Source organism: Labedella gwakjiensis (genome assembly GCF_003014675.1).
In the GTDB taxonomy this organism is placed as follows: domain Bacteria; phylum Actinomycetota; class Actinomycetes; order Actinomycetales; family Microbacteriaceae; genus Labedella; species Labedella gwakjiensis.
Genome location: NZ_PYAU01000001.1, coordinates 3081472 through 3099168, shown reverse-complemented (window position 1 = coordinate 3099168; position 17697 = coordinate 3081472). Strand labels below are relative to the sequence as shown.

The 17697-nt window shown below is 70.5% G+C and carries 17 protein-coding genes; 4 read left to right on the top strand and 13 right to left on the bottom strand.

Features of this window, described 5'->3' with window-relative positions:
* A complete protein-coding gene (locus CLV49_RS14590) occupies positions 1 to 630 on the top strand; it encodes a TetR/AcrR family transcriptional regulator (RefSeq protein WP_158261990.1) in 630 nt (209 codons plus the stop codon).
* On the opposite strand, the gene CLV49_RS14585 is transcribed toward CLV49_RS14590, so the two are convergent.
* Both CLV49_RS14585 and CLV49_RS14580 read right to left on the bottom strand, forming a co-directional pair.
* Positions 614 to 1366 (bottom strand): endonuclease/exonuclease/phosphatase family protein, encoded by a 753-nt coding sequence (locus tag CLV49_RS14585; RefSeq protein WP_243696688.1) that lies wholly within the window; start codon positions 1364 to 1366, stop codon positions 614 to 616. The two genes, CLV49_RS14590 and CLV49_RS14585, sit on opposite strands and share 17 nt — an antisense overlap.
* 45 nt (positions 1367 to 1411) lie before the next feature.
* Positions 1412 to 2137, bottom strand: coding sequence for an endonuclease/exonuclease/phosphatase family protein (locus CLV49_RS14580; protein WP_106564188.1), 726 nt, complete (start codon positions 2135 to 2137; stop codon positions 1412 to 1414).
* A 231-nt stretch (positions 2138 to 2368) separates the two neighbouring features.
* On the opposite strand from CLV49_RS14580, the gene CLV49_RS14575 reads away from it, so the two are divergent.
* Together CLV49_RS14575 and CLV49_RS14570 are read left to right on the top strand one after the other, a co-directional pair.
* Positions 2369 to 4081 (top strand): DUF885 domain-containing protein, encoded by a 1713-nt coding sequence (locus tag CLV49_RS14575; RefSeq protein ID WP_106564187.1) that lies wholly within the window; start codon positions 2369 to 2371, stop codon positions 4079 to 4081.
* Positions 4082 to 4143: 62 nt separating this feature from the next.
* Positions 4144 to 5169: a glutathione S-transferase family protein gene (locus tag CLV49_RS14570; protein ID WP_106564186.1), complete on the top strand. Its 1026-nt coding sequence runs from the start codon at positions 4144 to 4146 to the stop codon at positions 5167 to 5169.
* 16 nt (positions 5170 to 5185) lie between these two features.
* Here the strand turns inward: CLV49_RS14570 and CLV49_RS14565 are convergent, their stop codons facing one another.
* Together CLV49_RS14565 and CLV49_RS14560 are read right to left on the bottom strand one after the other, a co-directional pair.
* Positions 5186 to 6121, bottom strand: a complete 936-nt coding sequence (locus tag CLV49_RS14565) for an NADP-dependent oxidoreductase (protein ID WP_106564185.1) — start codon at positions 6119 to 6121, stop codon at positions 5186 to 5188.
* A gap of 63 nt (positions 6122 to 6184) precedes the next feature.
* Positions 6185 to 7399, bottom strand: a complete 1215-nt coding sequence (locus CLV49_RS14560; RefSeq protein ID WP_106564184.1) for an alpha/beta hydrolase — start codon at positions 7397 to 7399, stop codon at positions 6185 to 6187.
* 146 nt (positions 7400 to 7545) lie between these two features.
* Here CLV49_RS14560 and CLV49_RS14555 point away from each other — a divergent pair, with 146 nt between their 5' ends.
* On the top strand, positions 7546 to 8601 hold the full coding sequence (locus tag CLV49_RS14555; RefSeq protein WP_208019771.1) for an ATP-dependent DNA ligase: 1056 nt from the start codon (positions 7546 to 7548) through the stop codon (positions 8599 to 8601).
* 111 nt (positions 8602 to 8712) lie between these two features.
* Here the strand turns inward: CLV49_RS14555 and CLV49_RS14550 are convergent, their stop codons facing one another.
* From CLV49_RS14550 to CLV49_RS14510, 9 genes are all read right to left on the bottom strand, one after another.
* Complete coding sequence (locus CLV49_RS14550) at positions 8713 to 8985, bottom strand: DUF2277 domain-containing protein (RefSeq protein WP_106564183.1); 273 nt, start codon at positions 8983 to 8985, stop codon at positions 8713 to 8715.
* Between the two features lie 103 nt (positions 8986 to 9088).
* Positions 9089 to 10117, bottom strand: coding sequence for a non-homologous end-joining DNA ligase (gene ligD / locus CLV49_RS14545; RefSeq protein WP_106564182.1), 1029 nt, complete (start codon positions 10115 to 10117; stop codon positions 9089 to 9091).
* Positions 10118 to 10186: 69 nt separating this feature from the next.
* A complete protein-coding gene (locus CLV49_RS14540) occupies positions 10187 to 10579 on the bottom strand; it encodes a ChaB family protein (protein ID WP_106565132.1) in 393 nt (130 codons plus the stop codon).
* Between the two features lie 118 nt (positions 10580 to 10697).
* A complete protein-coding gene (locus CLV49_RS14535; protein WP_106564181.1) occupies positions 10698 to 12332 on the bottom strand; it encodes an ABC transporter ATP-binding protein in 1635 nt (544 codons plus the stop codon).
* Positions 12329 to 12940 (bottom strand): GbsR/MarR family transcriptional regulator, encoded by a 612-nt coding sequence (locus tag CLV49_RS14530; RefSeq protein ID WP_208019772.1) that lies wholly within the window; start codon positions 12938 to 12940, stop codon positions 12329 to 12331. The genes CLV49_RS14535 and CLV49_RS14530 overlap by 4 nt, the downstream gene beginning before the upstream one ends.
* The gene (locus CLV49_RS14525; RefSeq protein WP_106564180.1) at positions 12937 to 14367 is read right to left on the bottom strand and encodes a serine hydrolase domain-containing protein; all 1431 of its coding nucleotides are present in this window, start codon (positions 14365 to 14367) and stop codon (positions 12937 to 12939) included. Before CLV49_RS14525 ends, CLV49_RS14530 begins: the two co-directional genes overlap by 4 nt.
* Positions 14364 to 15257 (bottom strand): ABC transporter permease, encoded by an 894-nt coding sequence (locus CLV49_RS14520; RefSeq protein ID WP_106564179.1) that lies wholly within the window; start codon positions 15255 to 15257, stop codon positions 14364 to 14366. The genes CLV49_RS14525 and CLV49_RS14520 overlap by 4 nt, the downstream gene beginning before the upstream one ends.
* Positions 15250 to 16176: an ABC transporter permease gene (locus tag CLV49_RS14515; protein WP_106564178.1), complete on the bottom strand. Its 927-nt coding sequence runs from the start codon at positions 16174 to 16176 to the stop codon at positions 15250 to 15252. The genes CLV49_RS14520 and CLV49_RS14515 overlap by 8 nt, the downstream gene beginning before the upstream one ends.
* A complete protein-coding gene (locus CLV49_RS14510) occupies positions 16173 to 17600 on the bottom strand; it encodes a M14 family zinc carboxypeptidase (protein ID WP_106564177.1) in 1428 nt (475 codons plus the stop codon). The genes CLV49_RS14515 and CLV49_RS14510 overlap by 4 nt, the downstream gene beginning before the upstream one ends.
* Between the last annotated feature and the right edge of the window lie 97 nt (positions 17601 to 17697).

Here is a 17697-nt window from a genome sequence, read left to right as displayed (position 1 = left end):
ATGGCGACCGGCACGGGGAGCGAAGGCGAGCACGTCCCGCTCAGACGATCCGCGAAGGAGCAGCAGATCGTCGCCGCCGCGCTGGACATCCTGCGTGATCGCGGTCCCGCGGCCGTCAACATCGAGTCGGTGTCGGCGGCCTCGGGCATCGCGAAGTCGACGATCTACCGCCGGTTCTCCAACCGGGACGAGCTGATCGCCTCGGCCGTCGACTCCGTCACGGCAGCCCCCGTCGTGCCGCCGGGCCTCGACATCGAGGACGAGCTGCGATGGGCCGTGCGGCGCTGCCGGGACGGTGTGGAACACGTCCTGGGTCTCGGTGGTGTCACGGGTGTCCTCGTGGATCAGGATCCGCACTTCTCGGCGACGATCCGATCGATGCTTGTTCCGTGGATCGCGCTCGTGCGCGACATCCTCGTCCGGGGCATCACGAGCGGCCGTTTCCGCCGAGACGTCGACGTCGACGTGGCGCTCAACTTCATCCTCGGCGCGTCCCTCGGCGAGTTCATCCGAGCCGGGACCGCATCCGACGAGTGGACGGACCGCGTCGTGAGGATGCTCCTGCTCCTGCTGCGGCCGTCCGCGGACGACCGGGACGAGTCCGACGGAGACGTCACTCGTTCGGTTTGACCCCGTCGGCTTCCTGCGCAGCGTCGTCGACGGCGACGGCGCCGGGGAGGTCGCTCGGCGGATGAGGGTCCGGCCCGACGGGGGTCGCCTCGACGAGGATCGGGCGGTGATCGGACAGACCGATCGGCAGCGTCTTCACCGAGCGCACGTGCATCCGCGACGACGTCAGGAAGTCGAAATGGTAGGCGATGCGCGGCGTGTAGTAGTAGGTGGGGCCGTCGCTGATCGTGAGGGAGAACCCGTCCCGTTCGACGCGCTTCACCAGCCCCTTGCGGAACAGCGGGTAGTTGAAGTCGCCCACCATGAGGGTGGGAGAGCCGAGGCTGAACTCCCGGAGGTGGCGGTGGGCCTCGTCGATCTGTCGCCGACGCGTGGCGTTCACAGCCGACAGCGGCGACGCGTGGAACGACGCGATCGTCGACACGATGCCGCTGTCGCGGTCCTCAAGTCGCACAGCGAGGAGCCGCTCGATGCCGGGCAGGAGGAACCTGTCGTGCAGGGCCTTCCGTACCGTGAAGACGCGGGAGTCCAGCACGTGGAAGCGCTCGGGGTCCGCGTAGACGGCGAGGCCCATGTCCCCCGTCGCCGTGCGGGCGGTGAGCGCGAGTCGGCCGACGGAGTCGGGGAGCTTCGACGTCTCAGCCTCCTGGATGCAGAAGACGTCGACATCGTTCGCGGCCGCGAGACGGGTGAGGTCGTCGACGGCGCGGTGGCGTTTGAGGTTGTAGCTCGCGATTCTCAGGGTGTTCCGCCTCGGGTGCGTCGATGGGTCCCGCTCATGTTACGGGTTCGGCGCCACCGTCCCCACGGTTTGCCGTGTCGCCACGCGGGTCGAGGTCTCCGCGAGGCCGGCGACGGCGAGGATCGGCCGGTGATCGGACGCGCCCTCCGGCAGGGTGCGCACCGACTCGACGCGCAGGCCGCGCGACGTGACGAGGTCGAAGTGGGTGGCGAACGAACCCACGTGGCGGTAGGTCGGTCGATCGCTCACCGAGAGGGCGTAGCCGTCGCGTGACGCGAGACGGGCGAGCCCCGTCCGGAAGAGCGGGTAGTTGAAGTCCCCCATCATGAGCACCGGCTCGCCCTCTCCGAGGTCGTCGAGCAGCATGTGGGCTGCGGACACCTGGTGCCGTCGCAGGATGTTGGTGGCGGTGAGAGGCGCGGCGTGGAAGGAGGCCACGGTGGTCGCCGCTCCGGTACGTCGGTCGACGAGTCGCACGGCGAGCAGGCGCTCCGTCTCGGGGAGGAAGACGACATCGTGCACGCCCGGCTTGAGGCGGAACGCACGACTCGCGACCACCGCGAAGCGCGACGCGTCCACGTAGATCGCGAGCCCGAGGAGACCCGTCGACGTCGTCGCGGCGAGTTCGAGGGCGCCGGCGCGGGAGGGCAGCTGGGCCGCGTACGCCTCCTGGAGGCAGAGGACGTCCGTCCCGTGCTCGGTCGCGAGCTGCGCGATCTCGCCAGCGGCGCGGTGGTGTCGGAGGTTGTAGCTCAGGACCTTCATGGGATCGCCTCTCCTCGGAGACGACCGACCGGGATCCGACCCGCTCGAGGACCGTCTTCGCCGCCATCGTATGAGCGCGAGGCGAATGGACGACGCCGATCCGGAGGGCGTTCTCGCCGAATTGGCGATGGATTCACCCGGGGTTCATGCCGTCGGCCCGCAGAGGGCACATCGGGCGAACCGCCGACGACGGGACGGCCGTGAGCCAGAGACGGCCGGAAGAATCGTGGGATGAGCTCTGACGCCGAGAACGGACCGCAGCGAACGCCCGTGGCCGGGATCGCCGATCGCTACGTCGAGCGGTTGGCCGCCCACGAGCCGGCGGCGGCCCAGGCGATCGGACGAGGGCCGGTCGCGCCGTTCCCCGATGCGAGCCCTGAGTGGTACGCCGAGCGCCACACCCTCGACGGCGCCGTGCGAGACGAGCTCGTGGCTGTCGACGAGGCGGGCCTGTCGTCCACGGAACGCGCTCTCCGGGCGGCCATGATCGAACGGCTCGAGAGCACGCGATCCCTCGATCACACCGGCTTCACCACGCGGCTGCTCGCGCCGCTGGCCACCCCTGTCCACCGGGTGCGCGAGGCGTTCGATTCCGTGGTCGTCACCGATGACGAGGCGGGTGATGAGGGGCTGGTGCGGCTCGAGGCCGCGCCGTCGGTGCTCGCAGACTATGAGCGCACGTTGAGGGAATCGCGGTCGGCCGGCGATCGCGGTGAGTTCACCGGAAGCGGCGTCGCGGCCGCTCGCCAGGTGCGCGGCGTCGCCGAGCAGGTCGCGTCCTGGATCGACCCGTCGGGCCTCGACGTCTACCGCTCGATCGCGCATGCCGACGCGCTGTCGCCCGCCCGGGCTCGCCGCCTCGAGGCCGCCGCCGCCGCGATGACGGAGGCGTCCGAGCGGTTCCGCCGCTTCCTCGTCGACGACCTCCTCCCCTCGGCCCCCTCGGCCGATGCCGTGGGAGAGGACGTGTACGCCGCGACGGCGTCGAGCTTCCTCGGCGCCCGGCTCGACCTCGACGAGATCTCCGCGTACGGCTGGGACGAACTGCACCGCCTGGTCGCCGAGGCGACGGTCGTCTCTCGGCGGCTCGGCGCGGAGGGGATACGGGACGCCGCCCGACGGCTGGATGCCGACGAGTCGCGCCTGCTCCGGGGCGTCCCGGTCATCAGGGCCTGGCTCGCCGAGCGGATGGGCGCGACCATCGATGCGCTCGACGGTGATGCGCTCGACATGCCGCCCCACGTCCGCGACGTCGACTGCATCGTCTCCGAGGCCGCGTCCGGAGTCTTCTTCTACTCCCCCGGCGCACCGGACGGCTCGCGGAGACCGCGGGTGGTCTGGACACTCCCCGGTGGGACCGACACCGTCTCGACGTGGCGCGACGTCACGAGTCTCCACCACGAGGGCGTGCCCGGTCACCACTACGAGCATGCGGTCGCCCACGCGAACGTCGCACTGCACCCGTGGCAGCGCTACCTCTGCCACGTGCACGGCTACGCGGAGGGATGGGCGCACTACGCCGAGCAGCTCGCGGGCGACGTGGGCCTCGTGCGCGACGACGCCGAACGGCTCGGGCTCCTCCTCGGGCAGATCTGGCGGTCGGTAAGGATCGTCGCGGACATCGGGCTCCACACCGGTCGGCCGATCCCGGCGACACCGCTCACCGATGAGGCGCGGTGGACGCCGTCTCTCGCGCGCGATCTCCTCACGGACGTCGCCCTCGTCGATCCCGTGACGGCCCGGTTCGAGGTTGACCGGTATCTGGGGTGGCCGGGGCAAGCCCTCGCCTTCAAGGTGGGTGCGAAGCTCTGGACCGACACCCGCGATGCGGCGCGGTCCCAGCGAGGCGACGGATTCGACGCGCGCCGGTTCCACGCCGATGCACTCGCGCTCGGACCGATGGGGCTCGATCCTCTGCGGAAGGCCCTCTCCGCGACGGACTAGGCGGCTGCCGCCACGGACGCAACCTGGGTCCATTCACATGTATGCACCCCTACCCTGGAAGTATGTCCGCCACGGAGAAGCAGTCCCCCCAGGGGAAGTACGTCGAGCCCGGTCGCGAATTCACGCGCGACACGAACTACATCGAGGACCGCATCACGCGCGACGCCCGTGACGGATGGCCGGTCGAGGCCGGGCGCTACCGCCTCGTCGCGGCGCGCGCCTGCCCGTGGGCCAACCGCACCGTCATCGTCCGGCGCCTGCTGGGTCTCGAATCCGCGATCTCGCTCGGGCTCCCGGGTCCCACCCACGACGAGCGCAGTTGGACGTTCGACCTCGATCTCGGCGGCGTCGACCCGGTGCTCGGCATCGAGCGACTGCAGCAGGCGTTCTTCGCACGCTTCCCCGACTATCCGCGCGGCATCACCGTCCCGGCGATCGTCGACGTGCCGACCGGCCAGGTCGTCACGAACAACTACCCCCAGATCACGCTCGACTTCTCGACCGAGTGGACCGAGTTCCACCGCGAGGGCGCCCCCGACCTCTATCCGGAGCATCTGCGCGCCGAGATCGACGACGTCGCCGAGAAGATCTTCCACGACGTCAACAACGGTGTGTACAAGGCAGGCTTCGCCGGCTCCCAGAAGGCCTACGAGCGGGCTTACGACACGCTCTTCGCCCGCCTCGACTGGCTCGAGGAGCGTCTCGCGACTCAGCGCTTCCTGGTCGGAGACACCATCACGGAGGCCGACGTGCGCCTCTTCACGACCCTCGCGCGGTTCGACGCCGTGTACCACGGCCATTTCAAGTGCAACCGCTCGAAGCTCGACGAGATGCCCGTGCTGTGGGCGTACGCTCGCGACCTCTTCCAGACGTCCGGTTTCGGCGACACGATCGACTTCGCGCAGATCAAGGCGCACTACTACGTCGTCCACTCGGACATCAACCCGACGGGCATCATCCCGAAGGGACCGGACCCGCGCGGCTGGCTCACGCCGCACGGCCGCGAGGAGCTCGGCGGTCGCCCGTTCGGCGACGGAACACCGCCGCCACCGCCGCCCGAGGGCGAGCGCGTTCCGCCGCTCGCCTGACGCTCATGCCCGCCGGCTACGGCAGCAGCGCGAGCTTTCCCCCGGGGTGCTGGTCGGCGAGGAAGCGCATCGCCTCGCGCGCCTCGGCGAGCGGGAAGGTGCGCGCGATCGGCACCACGAGGTCGCCGCGACCCGCGAGTTCGATGAGGTGCGCCCGAACACGGTCGCGGAAGACCGCGCTCGCGGGGAAGCGGCCCATGATCACGCGGTACCCGTCGCGCTCGGCACGCTCGAAGTTCGCGATCGACACGATGCGCGAGCGGTCGGGGACGAGCGCGAGGGAGACGTCGATCGCTTCGTCCGTGCCGACGCAATCGAGCGATGCGGCGATGGGACCAGCGGCCAGGTCGCGCACGCGCTCCTCGAGCCCGTCGCCATAGACGACGTGCTCGCCGCCGTAGCGCATCACGACGCCCATGTTCGCGTCGCTCGCCGTACCGATCACCCGGATCCCGAACAGTCGCGCCTGCTGCAGGACGCTCACGCCGACGGCGCCGGAGGCTCCGTGGACGAGGATCGTCTCGCCCGCCTTCGCCCCTGTCACGTCGAGCATCTCGGCCGCGGTCGTCCCCGCGAGCAGCAGGTTGGCCGCTTCCGGGAAGTCGAGCGATTCCGGCTTCGCGAAGACGTCCTTCGCCGGCACCGTGACCGAGTCGGAGTATCCGCCTCGGATACGGAACGCGAGCACCTCGTCGCCGTCGGCGCCGCCGCCCGAGGCGATCTCGGTGTCCGGACCGACGGCCGAGAGGATGCCCGCGACCTCGTAGCCGACATGGATCGGCAGATCGGACGGGTCGCCGCCCATCGCGATGTGCTTGTAGTCGGCGGGGTTCATGCCGGCCGCGAAGACGTCGATCGTCACCTCGCCGGGTCCGGGAGGAGCGACCTCCTCCTCCACGAAGTCGAAGACGTCGAGCCCGCCGAAGTCACGGGCGATCCAGGTGTGTGCCATTCATCCATCCTCCACCCGCCGCCGTGCAGCGGGTGCTCGGAGCGCGGGGCGCTCGGTGTGTGATCAGTCGTCGTGCAGGGTGCGGAGGGCCGTGACGACGTCGCGGTGCCACCGACGGGCGGCGGGCACCGCGCCGAGGAAGATCGGTGTGTCGTGCGTCATGCCGAGGTACCGGACCACCGTGGCGTCCCCGCCGTCGGCGCGGATCTTCGCGCCGTACGCGGCTCCCTCACCGCGCAGCGCGTCGAACTCGGCGGTGAGGATGTGGGCAGGCGGCAGGCCGGCGTGCGACGGCGCGAGCAGCGGGGAGGCGAGCGGGTTGCGGGCATCCGACGGGTTCGGCAGATACGTGCGCGCCACGGAACGCATCTCGCGAATCGCGAAGATCGTGGGCACCCCCATGGCCCGCACGGGCGCGAAGTCGATGTGCCGCCCCGTGAGGTCCACGACGGGCACCTCGAGGAGCTGGAGCCGCAGGGGCACGTTCCGGCCGTCGCGGTTGGCGAGGGCGACAGAGGCGGCGATGTTTCCGCCGGCGGAGATCCCGGAGATCGCGAGCCGCTTCCCGTCGATGCCGAGACGAGACGCGTTGTCGGCGAGCCAGCCGAGCGCGGCGCCCCCTTGCTCGACAGCCGCCGGGAACTTGTGCTCGGGCGCGAGGGCATAGTCGACCGCGACCACGGCGACGCCGGCGTCGAACGCCCGCAGCCGGAACCCCGCGTCCGTCGTGGGGTAGTCGATGCCGCCGATGCGGAACCCGCCACCGTAGAAGGCGAGGGTCGCGGGGACCGCCGCGCGGTCGTCGTCGTTCGGGGCGCTCCCGAGGTCCGGGTAGTAGATGCGGACACGCACGTCGGGTCGACCCGGCACCGAGACCGTGTGCTCCTCGATGCGCACGTCGGGCCCGGCCTGGCCCACGGCGTCGAGCTCCGTCGCGTCCCACGCGATGGCGGCCTTCCGGTGCGAGGCGCGCGTGGGCTTCTTCTTCGGCTTCTTCCGCGTCGTCTTCTTCGGGGCCGACTTCTTCGCGGCGGCTGGCTTGGCGGCGGCTGGCGTGCTCCCCTGCGTGACAGCCGCGCCGACACCGCCCTTCTCCGCGGCGGCTCCCGATGGGGCTACCGTCCCGGCACTCGACGCGGCGGGAGGTGGGGCGATACGCAGCGCAAGCCGCGATAGCCACGGCCACCCGCGGCGCTTCGCGAAGCCCTGGAGGGTCGAACGCACGAGATAGGCGCGGTGGGTGCGGAGTCGGTCGGCGAAGAAGGGATCGAGCGGCACGGGACCTCCGGTTCTCAGGTGGGCGTCCGGTTACGACGAGCCGGCGGTGCGCCAGTCTACGGCCGGCCCCCGACAACACCCGGGGCCTTGCCTCGCACCGACCCGACCCCCTGGCGGGCGCGGTCCGGCGGGGACAGGATGGTCGCATGCCGCTCACGATCGACGACCCCGTCTCCCCCATGCTCGCGAAGGCGGTCGATGCCGTCCCGGAGCCAGACCGCGTGGAGGGCGGGCTCTCGTACGAACCGAAGTGGGACGGGTTCCGGAGCATCGTGTACGTCGACGCCGAGGGGAACGTCGAGCTCGGCAGCCGCGGATCGAAGCCGCTCACACGGTACTTCCCCGAGCTCGTCGCCGCGCTCGCGGAGCGGCTCCCCCGCGGCTGTGTGCTCGACGGCGAGATCGTCGTGCGCGTGGGAGAGCCCGGGCACGAGACCCTCGATTGGGAGGCGCTCTCGCAGCGCATCCACCCCGCAGCGAGCCGGGTGACGCTGCTCGCCGAGCAGACCCCGGCGTCGTTCGTGGCGTTTGACCTCCTCCAGGTCGACGGCGAGGAGATCCTCGACGCTCCCTTCTCCGAGCGTCGCGCCGCGCTCGAGACGATGCTCGCGGACGTCGATGCGCCGGTGCACCTCACGCAGACGTCCACGGACGTCGAGGTGGCCAGGCGCTGGCTCGAGGAGTTCGAGGGAGCCGGACTCGACGGTGTCGTCGCGAAGCCGCTCGCCGCGGCCTACGCGCCCGGTAAGCGCGTGATGCTGAAGGCTAAGCACCACCGTACGGCCGACGCCGTCGTGCTGGGCTACAGGGTCCACACGAGCGGAGCGGGTGTCGGTTCCCTCCTCCTCGGTCTGTACGACGGCGACGGCGAGCTGCGGAACGTCGGTGGGGCGTCGGCCTTCACGGCCGCGCGGCGGCTCGAGCTCGTCGAGGAGCTCGAACCCGATGTCGTCCGCGACGAGGACGGCGAGATCGTGCGCGGAGAGACGGATCGCTCGCGCTTCTCCTCCGGGAAGGACGTCTCGTACGTGCGCCTGCACCCGCGCCGTGTCGTCGAGGTGCGCTACGACCAGATGGAGGGCAGCCGTTTCCGGCACACGGTTCAGTTCGCGCGGTGGCGTCCGGACCGCGACGCCCGCTCGTGCACGTTCGACCAGCTCGAAGTCCCCGCCCGCTACGACCTCGGCACCATCCTCTCCTGACCCCACCCCTCCTTTCCCCCTCCTCATACCCCAAAAAGATCGCGATACAGCACGAAACCCGATGCTGTATCGCGATCTTTTTGGGGTAGGGCGGAGGGGTGCGGGGCGGGGTCAGGCGGTGGCGAAGCGCTTCGCGGAGCGCTCGCGGTGCTTCTGGGCCTCCACCTCGCGGTTCTTCGGAGGGGCCGTCGTCACGAGATCCTCGAGCAGGTGACGCGAGATGTGGGCGATCTCCGCGACGGCGCGGTCGAACGCCTCCTGGTTCGCCTGCGAGGGCTTCGTGAAGCCGCTGATCTTGCGGACGTACTGGAGGGCGGCGGCGTGGACCTCGTCGTCCGTCGCCGCGGGCTCGAAGTTGTGGAGGGTGTGGATGTTCCGGCACATGCCGACACCGTAACCCCGCAGCCCTGCCCCCTCAAGAGCCAGGAATCGCGACTATGCACAAATCATCACGCACATGCGAGACCCTCAGGGGGTCAGGAGTGGGTCACTCGGCGTCTGGCGTACGGGCACGGGACGGCTGCACGCGCGGCGGCTCGCCCGGCATCTTCGGAAAATCGGGAGGGAACGGGAGCTCGCCGAGGCCGTTCTCGAGGTCACGAGCCCACCACTCCAGCAGAACGTCGAGACGACCGGGCTTCTCGTGCATGCGCGCCCACGGGTCCCCGACCGTGCGCAGTCGCTCCGGGATGGTGCGAACGGTGAGCGAGTGGGGATCGATGCTGCCGAGCTCGTCCCACTCGAGCGGACACGACACCGTCGCCTCGGGCAGCGCACGCGGGCTGTACGCGCCGGCCATCGTCCGGTCGCGATTCGCCTGGTTGAAGTCGACGAAGATCCTCTCGCCGCGCTCCTCCTTCCACCAGTTGGTCGTGACCGCGTCGGGCATGCGGCGCTCGAGCTCGCGCGCCGCTGCGATGACCGCGTGCCGCACCTCGAGGAACTCGACCGTCGGCTCGATCGGCGCGAAGACGTGCAGTCCGCGGTTGCCCGACGTCTTCACGAAGGCCGTGAGACCGACCTCCGCGAGCAGATCGCGCAGAGCGATCGCGGCCGGGATGGCGTCGTCGAAGTCGGTCCCCGGCTGCGGGTCGAGATCGATGCGCAACTGGTCGGGGTGGTCCGTGTCGCCGGCGCGCGACGCCCACGGGTGGAACACGACCGTGTTCATCTGCACGGCCCACACGGTCGCGGCGGCCTCGTGGAGCACCACCTGGGGGTGCGATCGCGCGCTCGGGTAGGTCACCGTCACGGCGTCCACGTAGTCGGGGGCGCCCTTCGGCGGGTTCTTGGAGAAGAACCACTCGCCGTCGACACCCGCGGGGAACCGTTGGAGCGAGACGGGCCTGTCGCCGTTCGCGGCGAGGAACGCGTTCGACACCTCCACCATGTAGGTGGCGAGGTCGAGTTTCGTGATGCCCGCCTCCGACCAGAGGACGCGATCGGGGCTCGAGATGCGCACCTCGCGCTCGCCAGACGGACCGGGAACGGGGATGGTGACGGCGTTGCTTGCCATGCTCGCACCCTACGCGTCGGAGTCACCCGACCGCGAGAGCTTGCGCTCGACCCGGTGGGTCGATGCGCCTCAGCGCGCCTCGCGCGTGCGGCGGTCGTTCTCCTTCTGGATCGCCTCGACGAGCTCGTCCTTCCTCATGCGCGAGCGCCCGGAGATCTCGAGGCGCTTCGCGACGTCGAGCAGGTGCTCCTTCGTCGCGTTCGCGTCCACGCCGCCGGCTGTCTTCCCGGGTGCGAGCCCGCCGCGCTCCGACTTCTCGTCGGACGGACCGTTCTCCGCCTTCCGCTCCCAGTGGTCGCCGATCTTCTCGTACTCGTGCTTGAGCGCGGCGAACGCGGTGCGGTGAGCCCTCTCACCCTCGCCGTAGCTCTCCACGGCGGAGTCGTGCGTCTTCGACCACAGCGCCTGAGCGTGCTTGTCGCTGCGCTCGAGGGTGGACGGCAGTTCCTCGTCGGCCGGCATGGACGTCTCCTCGTTCTCGTGTGACGACCCCAGTCTGCCGCCGAGGATCGTCGCACGAATCCCGTTGTCCGCGGGGTCGAGCGGTGGCACAATCGCCGATCGTCGCTGTCCCGCGATGTCAGCCGGCGAGCGGCTCGCCCCGGCGCCGGGCCTGCTCGTCGGGATCGGGGACGGGAGCGGCGGCGAGGAGCCTCCGCGTGTAGTCGTGCTCCGGGGCCGTGAGCACGCGACGTCGCTCGCCCTCCTCCACGATGCCGCCGCGGTGCAGCACGACCACACGATCGCACAGGGCGTCGACGACGGCGAGGTCGTGGCTGATGAAGAGGCACGCGAACCGGAACTGCTGCTGCAACCGCCGCAGGAGGTCGAGCACCGTGGCCTGCACGGACACGTCGAGGGCAGACGTGGGTTCGTCGGCGATGAGCAGGAGCGGGTCGAGCGCGACGGCCCGTGCGATGGCGACGCGCTGGCGCTGCCCGCCGGAGAGCTCGTGCGGGTAGCGGCCGGCCCATGTGGCGGGAAGTTCGACGGCCTCGAGCAGCGCCGCGACGCGGGCGGTGAGCTCCGTTCCCTTCAACCCGAGGTGGACGCGCATCGGCTCGCCGATCGACTGGCCGATCGTCCGCCGTGGGTCGAGAGCCGCCGTGGGGTTCTGGAACACCACGCCGATCCTCTTCTTGACCGTCCGCACCGCCGAGCGCGACGCCGTCCGGAGATCGACACCGTCCACGACGACACGACCCTCGGCGACCGGCGCGAGACCGAGCACGCTCTTGCCGATGGTGGACTTGCCCGAACCCGACTCCCCCACGAGCGCGAGCATCTCGCCCGCACGAATGTGGAGCGACACACCGTCGACGGCACGGACGTGACGCCCGCGCCGGTTGCGGTACTCGACGACGAGGCCCTCGACCTCGAGGACAGGACGTTCTTCCGCGAGGGCGGCCGTCATGCGGTCCTCCGCCCCGATGCGGGGAACCGCCGCGAGGAGCTGTCGCGTGTACTCCGCGCGCGGGGCGGCGAAGAGGGAACGGACGTCCGCCGTCTCCTCGACGCGTCCTGCCCGCATCACGACGACGCGATCGGCGAGGTCGGCGACGACGCCCATGTCGTGGGTGATGAGGAGGATGGCGGCGTTGGTCCGCGCCTGCAGCCGTCGCAGGACGTCGAGGATCTCGCGCTGCACCGTCACGTCGAGCGCGGTCGTCGGCTCGTCGGCGATGAGCACAGCGGGGTCGCACGCGAGCGCCATCGCGATCATGACGCGCTGCGCCTGTCCGCCCGACAGCTGGTGCGGGTAGTAGCCGAGGCGGTCCTCGGGATCGGGCAGCTCGACCATGCGCAGGAGCTCGACGGCCCGGGCGCGGCGCTCGGCGGAGGACATCCCGCGGCCGTGGCGCTTCAGCATCTCGATGATCTGGTACCCGACGGTGAAGACCGGGTCGAGGGCGTTCGACGGGTCCTGGAAGATCATGGAGACCGTGTTGCCGCGCACGGCGGAGAACTCGCGCTCGGACGCCCCGACGACGTTCGTGCCGTCCACGAGGATCTCCCCCGTGACGGTCGCGTTGGGCGGCAGCAGGCCGAGCACGGCGAGCGAGGTGACGCTCTTGCCGGAGCCCGACTCGCCGACGATCGCGAGGACCTCCCCGGCATGGAGGTCGAAGTCCACGGCGTGGACGGCGTCGACCCGCTCGCCCCCCACGGAGAAGCGGATGGCGAGGTCGCGGACGGAGAGAACCGGCGTCGTCATGGGGTGTCGTCCTTCTCCTGCTCGTCGGGTGCGTGGTCGTCCAGTCGCGCATCCCCCGCCTCGGCGGCCTCGGCCGCATCGCGGTAGGCCTCCCAATCGGCGAGCATCTTGCGGTGGTAGCCCTCGAGCCATGTCATGTACCGCTGCGCGTTGCGGAGACGCGTGCGGGGTCCGGCGGCGTCTGCGGGCACGAGGTCGAGCCCGCCGATGACGGTGCCCTTCATGCGGCGGAGGTACTCCCGCTCGCCGCTCAGGAACGTTCCCCACACGTCGTCCTCGACGCGGAAATAGTGGGCGCGGTCACCGGGCAGTGCGTGCCTCTTGAGGAAGCCGACCGTCACGAGCGCGCGGGTCGCCATCGACACCGCTCCTGTGCTCGCCTGGAGCAGGTGGGCGATCTGCGCCGACGACAGGTACGGCTCGTCCACGATGATGAGCAGCCCGAGGACCCGCCCGTCCATGCGCGCGTTGTTCGCCGACTCCCACGAGGAGGCGAAGTCCTCCACGAAGGTGCGGGTCGCGTCGTCGAGTTCCGTGAGGTGGGAGGCATCGTCGCTCGGCACCGGCGTCTCGGAGAGGGGGTGCGGCTGGGTCGCGTTCTGGCTCATAGGGACATCCTGGCAAGGGTGTCGACGGGACGCCCGGAGGCGAGGGCGCGTCGGTACGTGTCGATCGGCCACATCGTCATGCCGCCCATCGTCACGGCGGTGATCGCGCCGGCGTCGTCGCGCTCGAAGATCACGCGCTCGCCGGTGGCTCCGAAGCCGGGGACGCTCTCGGTGCGCACCTCATCGCCCGAGACGTCCAGGAACTGGTGGGCGTTCTTCGGCTCGGGAGAACGCGGCGAGATGCTCGCGAGCTTGCCGCCGAGGTCGACGATGTCGACCACTCCCCACATGTTCGCGAAGCGACCGGTGAAGCGCGACAGGTCGGGTCCAGACCCGTCCTCGTCACCGTCGACGTCGCGCGCGGCGTCGAGGGCGAGGTCGACGAGCTGCACGACGCCCGTCATGAGGGAATCGGCCGGTCCGTCGACGGCGTTCGTGAGCACCGAGAGCACGAGCTTGTCGGTCGGGTCGATCCACGTCCTCGTGATGTGCCCGGGGTAGCCGCCGCTGTGACCCACGAGATCGCGGTCGCCGATGGTGCGCTGCTCGAAGCCGAGCCCGTATCGACCGAGCTCGGTGCCGTGCGCCTCCACGCGCGACTCCTCGCGCTGCAGGAGGCGCTTGCTCGCGTCCGTCACGAGGGTGTCGTCGCCGAACCAGTGGGCCGCGCCGTAGGTGGTGAGGTCGCGAGCGGTGGAGAACCATCCCGTCGCGGCGGCCATCGCTCGCGTGTCGACGTGCTCGATCCGGTGGCGGGAGTCGTCGCCGGCCGTGAGACCGGTGTGGCCAGCGGCGTACTCGCTCGCACGCGACGCGTCGTACTCGGGGCCGGAGTCCGCGAGCCCGAGCCGGTCGGCGATGTTCTCGGCGACGTAGTCGTTGTACGGCGTGCCGCTCGCCGCCTCCACGATGAGGCCGAGGAGCGAGTATCCGATGTTGGAGTACTTGAAGTACTCGTTGGGGGCGAAGACGGCGCCGTCGGTCCGGGCTCCGGCGATGAGGGAATCGCGATCGAGGAATTCCCCGCCGCGCTGCCAGAAGTTGTTCTCGACGCCGTCGCGGATGACGCCGCCCTGGTGGCCGAGCAGCTCGCGGACGGTGACCGGGGCGAGGGGCGTACCCTCGAGCTCGGGGATCCAGTGCCCTGCGGTGTCGTCGAGCCGCAGCGAGCCGGCCTCGACGAGCTGCAGGACGGCCGTCGCGGTCATCGTCTTCGAGTGCGACGCGATGCGGAAGAGGTGCGCGGTCGTCAGCTTCTCGCCCGTCGTGAGGTCGGCGTGCCCCCAGGCGACGTCGAGCACGATCTCGTCGTCGGCGCGGATGGCGGCCTGGATGCCCGGGGTGCGGCGGTACGCGCCCTGGAAGGCGAGCCACTCCTCGAGGTAGGGGGCGAGCGAGCGGAGAACGGAGATGCGGTCGATCGTCATGATCGTCCCTTCGGATCGAGGGCGTCACGCAGGATGTCGCCGAGGGTGATGAGGCTGAGCACGGTCACGGTGAGGAAGATACTCGGGAAGACGAGCAGGTGGGGTTCGCTCTGGAAGTAGGACTGCGCCGTGGACAGCTGCAGCCCCCACGAGATCGACGGGGCGCGGAGCCCGACGCCGAGGAAGGTGAGCGTGGACTCTGCCACGATCACGGAGCCAACCATGGTGGTCGCGATGGCGAGCACCGGGCCGAGCGAGTTCGGAACGACGTGGTCGAGCAGGATGCGCCGGTCACGGAGACCCATCGCCTGCGCGGCCTGCACGTACTCCGTCCCCCGCACGGTGCGCACGGAGCTCCGCACGAGGCGCGCGAGCGTCGGCCACGAGAAGAACGCGATCACGAGCGAGACGGTCACCGCCGAGCGTGTGCCGAGACCGTTGAGCACCACGATCGCGCCGAGCAGGAACGGGAAGCCGAGGAACACGTCGGTGAGGCGCGCGACGACGCGGTCGGCGAATCCGCCGTAGTAGCCGGCGATCGTTCCGAGCACCATGGCGATCACGAGGCACAGGATGGTCGTGAGGAGCCCGATGAACAGCGACGTCTGCGTTCCGTAGATCACGTTCGCGAAGATGTCGCAGCCCTGGAGGTCCGTGCCGAACACGTGCTCGCCGCCCGGCTCGAGCGCGCTCTTCGAGAGGTCGCACGCCCGCGGATCCGGCTGACCGAAAAGCCCCGCGATCGGCCCGGGGATGATCGCGATGACCGCGAGGAGGCCGAGCACGACGGAGCAGAGCCAGAAGAGGGGCCGGGCCCGGAGGGTCCGCCACATGCTGCGGTCGGGCGGGGCGACGAGGGGCGCCTGCTGGGGCGCGAGCTGCTCACTCATGGCGGATCCTCGGGTCGAGCACGGAGTTGATGAGGTCGACGACGACGCTCGTCGCCAGGAAGATCAGGATGAGCGCGGTCGCGACGCCGACGACCGTCGGCCCCTCGTGCGTCTTGATCGCGTCGAACAGCAGCGCACCGATCCCCGGGAGGTTGAAGATCGCCTCGATCACGACGGTACCGCCGAGGAGGTACCCGAGGTCGATCGCGAGGAACGTGAGCACGGGGGCCACGGAGTTCCGCATGACGTGCACGCCCACGATGTTGCGGCGCGGCATGCCCTTCGCGGTGAGGGTGCGCACGAAGTCGGAGCGCATCGTGTCGACCACGCTGCCGCGCATGAGCCTCGTGACGCTCGCGAGTCCGAAGAGCGCGATGACGATAGCCGGGAGGAGGTACGCCGTCGGCCATCCGGCGCTCGTCCCCGCGATGGGGAACCAGCCGAGTTGCAACCCGAACACGAGCTGCGCCGTGACGCCGAGGACGAAGACCGGGATCGAGGTCGCGAGCACCGTTCCGACGAGCACCGTGCGGTCGACGAGGCCGCCGCTGCGGAGCCCGGCGACGAGGCCGAGCACGACGCCGATGACGACCTCGATCGCCCACGCCGTGAGAGCGAGTGTGATCGTGACGGGCCAGCGCGCGGCCATCCGATCGCCCACCGGCCGGCCGTCGAAGCCCGTGCCGAGGTCTCCCGTGAACAGCCCGCCGACGTAGCGCAGGTACTGCAACCAGACGGGTTCGTCGAGGTGGTACTGGGCGCGCAGTTGGGCTTGCACGGCCTCCGGCAGAGGACGGTCGCCGCCGAGGGCCGCGATCGGGTCGCCCGGGAGCGTGAAGACCATGAGGTAGATGATGAAGGTGACGCCGACGAAGACGATCGCGAGCTCGACGGCGCGGCGACCGACGAACCGGATCACGAGTCGTCCCCCGCGAGGAGCGCCGCCATCACGAGCGTGGAGGCGTACTGCACACCCACGAGCTTCTCGACGGGGAGGACCTCGAGTCCCGTGACGTCGTCCGATTCGGCGATCCACTCGTCGTACGCGGTCCGCAGCTCGGCGGCGGCCCGACGGACGGGCACGGGCGCGATGCCCGCTGCCACCTCGCCCTCCAGGGCGCGGACGAGCATGCCGCCGAAGCGCAGCCGGAAGCAGCGCACGAGGTCGGCGTTCGTGAACGCCTCGGCGATCGTCGCGGCCCGGTGCGACTCCGGCAGCTCGGCCCTGGCGGCCTCGGCGTCGCCGGCGGCGCTCATCATCGGGACGAACGCCCGCGAGGCGCGGAGGAACGGCGACTCGATCGTGAGGTGGGGCTCCGCCCGGGTCAGCGCCGCGTTGAGGATCCTGCCCGTCTCGCGGAGGCCGTCGGCCTTCCGCCGCAGCACCTCGTCGTACGAGAGGTCCGACGGTCGCGTGTCGAGAGCATCGGGGTGCGACCAGTACGGCAGCTCCGCGATGAGGACGAGAGTGCCGAACTGCGCGGCGTAGTCGGCGGAACCCGCTCCGCCGACCTCGCGCGTGGGGTCGACGCCGAGGGCCTCGAGGTAGTCGTAGTGGTCCGTCGCGAGCGGGGAGAGGTACACCGCCTGGGCGAGGGCCGTGAGGTCGGCGGACTCGGGCTCTCCCGCGTCGAGCGGCAGGTCGAGGGCCGCGGGGATCGCGTGCAGGGCGTCGACGCCGCCGGACAGTTCGCGGCTCACGTAGTAGTAGACGCCGCCGAGCTCGGCGTTGTGCAGGCCGACGAGCAGCGCGGGGTGCGTCTCGACCATGAGCTGCATGAGCGCCTGCGTCTCGGGCATGGGACGGTCGAAGTACGCATCCTTGTACGAGAGGGGGAACGACCACTCGACCTGCTCCTGCGGGGCGGGGCGGTAGAAGTTCCTGGCGTAGTGGGAGCGGTCCCCGGGGTTCGCGAACCAGCCCTCGTTGAGGCGGGCGCCGTCGGGATCGATCGACGGGATGATGTGCCACGTCGCGTCGAAACGGTCGAAGAAGTCGGGTTCGGCGAGGATGTGCTCCGCGAGGACACGGGCCGTGTGGAAGCCGATCGGTTCGTTCGGGTGGACGCCGCCCACGATGAGGGCGTGTCGGGAGCCCGAGCCCACGACGTACTCGTGGATCGGCTCGCCGAGTCGCGAGGTGCCGATGCGTCGCTTCACGAGACGTCCGTCCGAGCCGTTCGCGAGGGCGTCGAAACCCGCGACGAGCTCGTCGATCGGGGGGAAGGTCGTGAGCGGCTCGATGCGCGCGGCGCGCTCGAGGATCTCGGGCAGCGACGGAGCGCCACCCGCGCGGAGTGGAGTGGTGGCGGGCGCTGCGTCGGCGGACGGCGTCGAGGTCATCGGTCCCCTCAGATGGATCGAGTGCGGTACAGGGTGGGGGTCCCGCCGGGCGGCTGTCGCGCGCCCGGCGGGACCGGTCTTGCTCGTCTTACTCGCC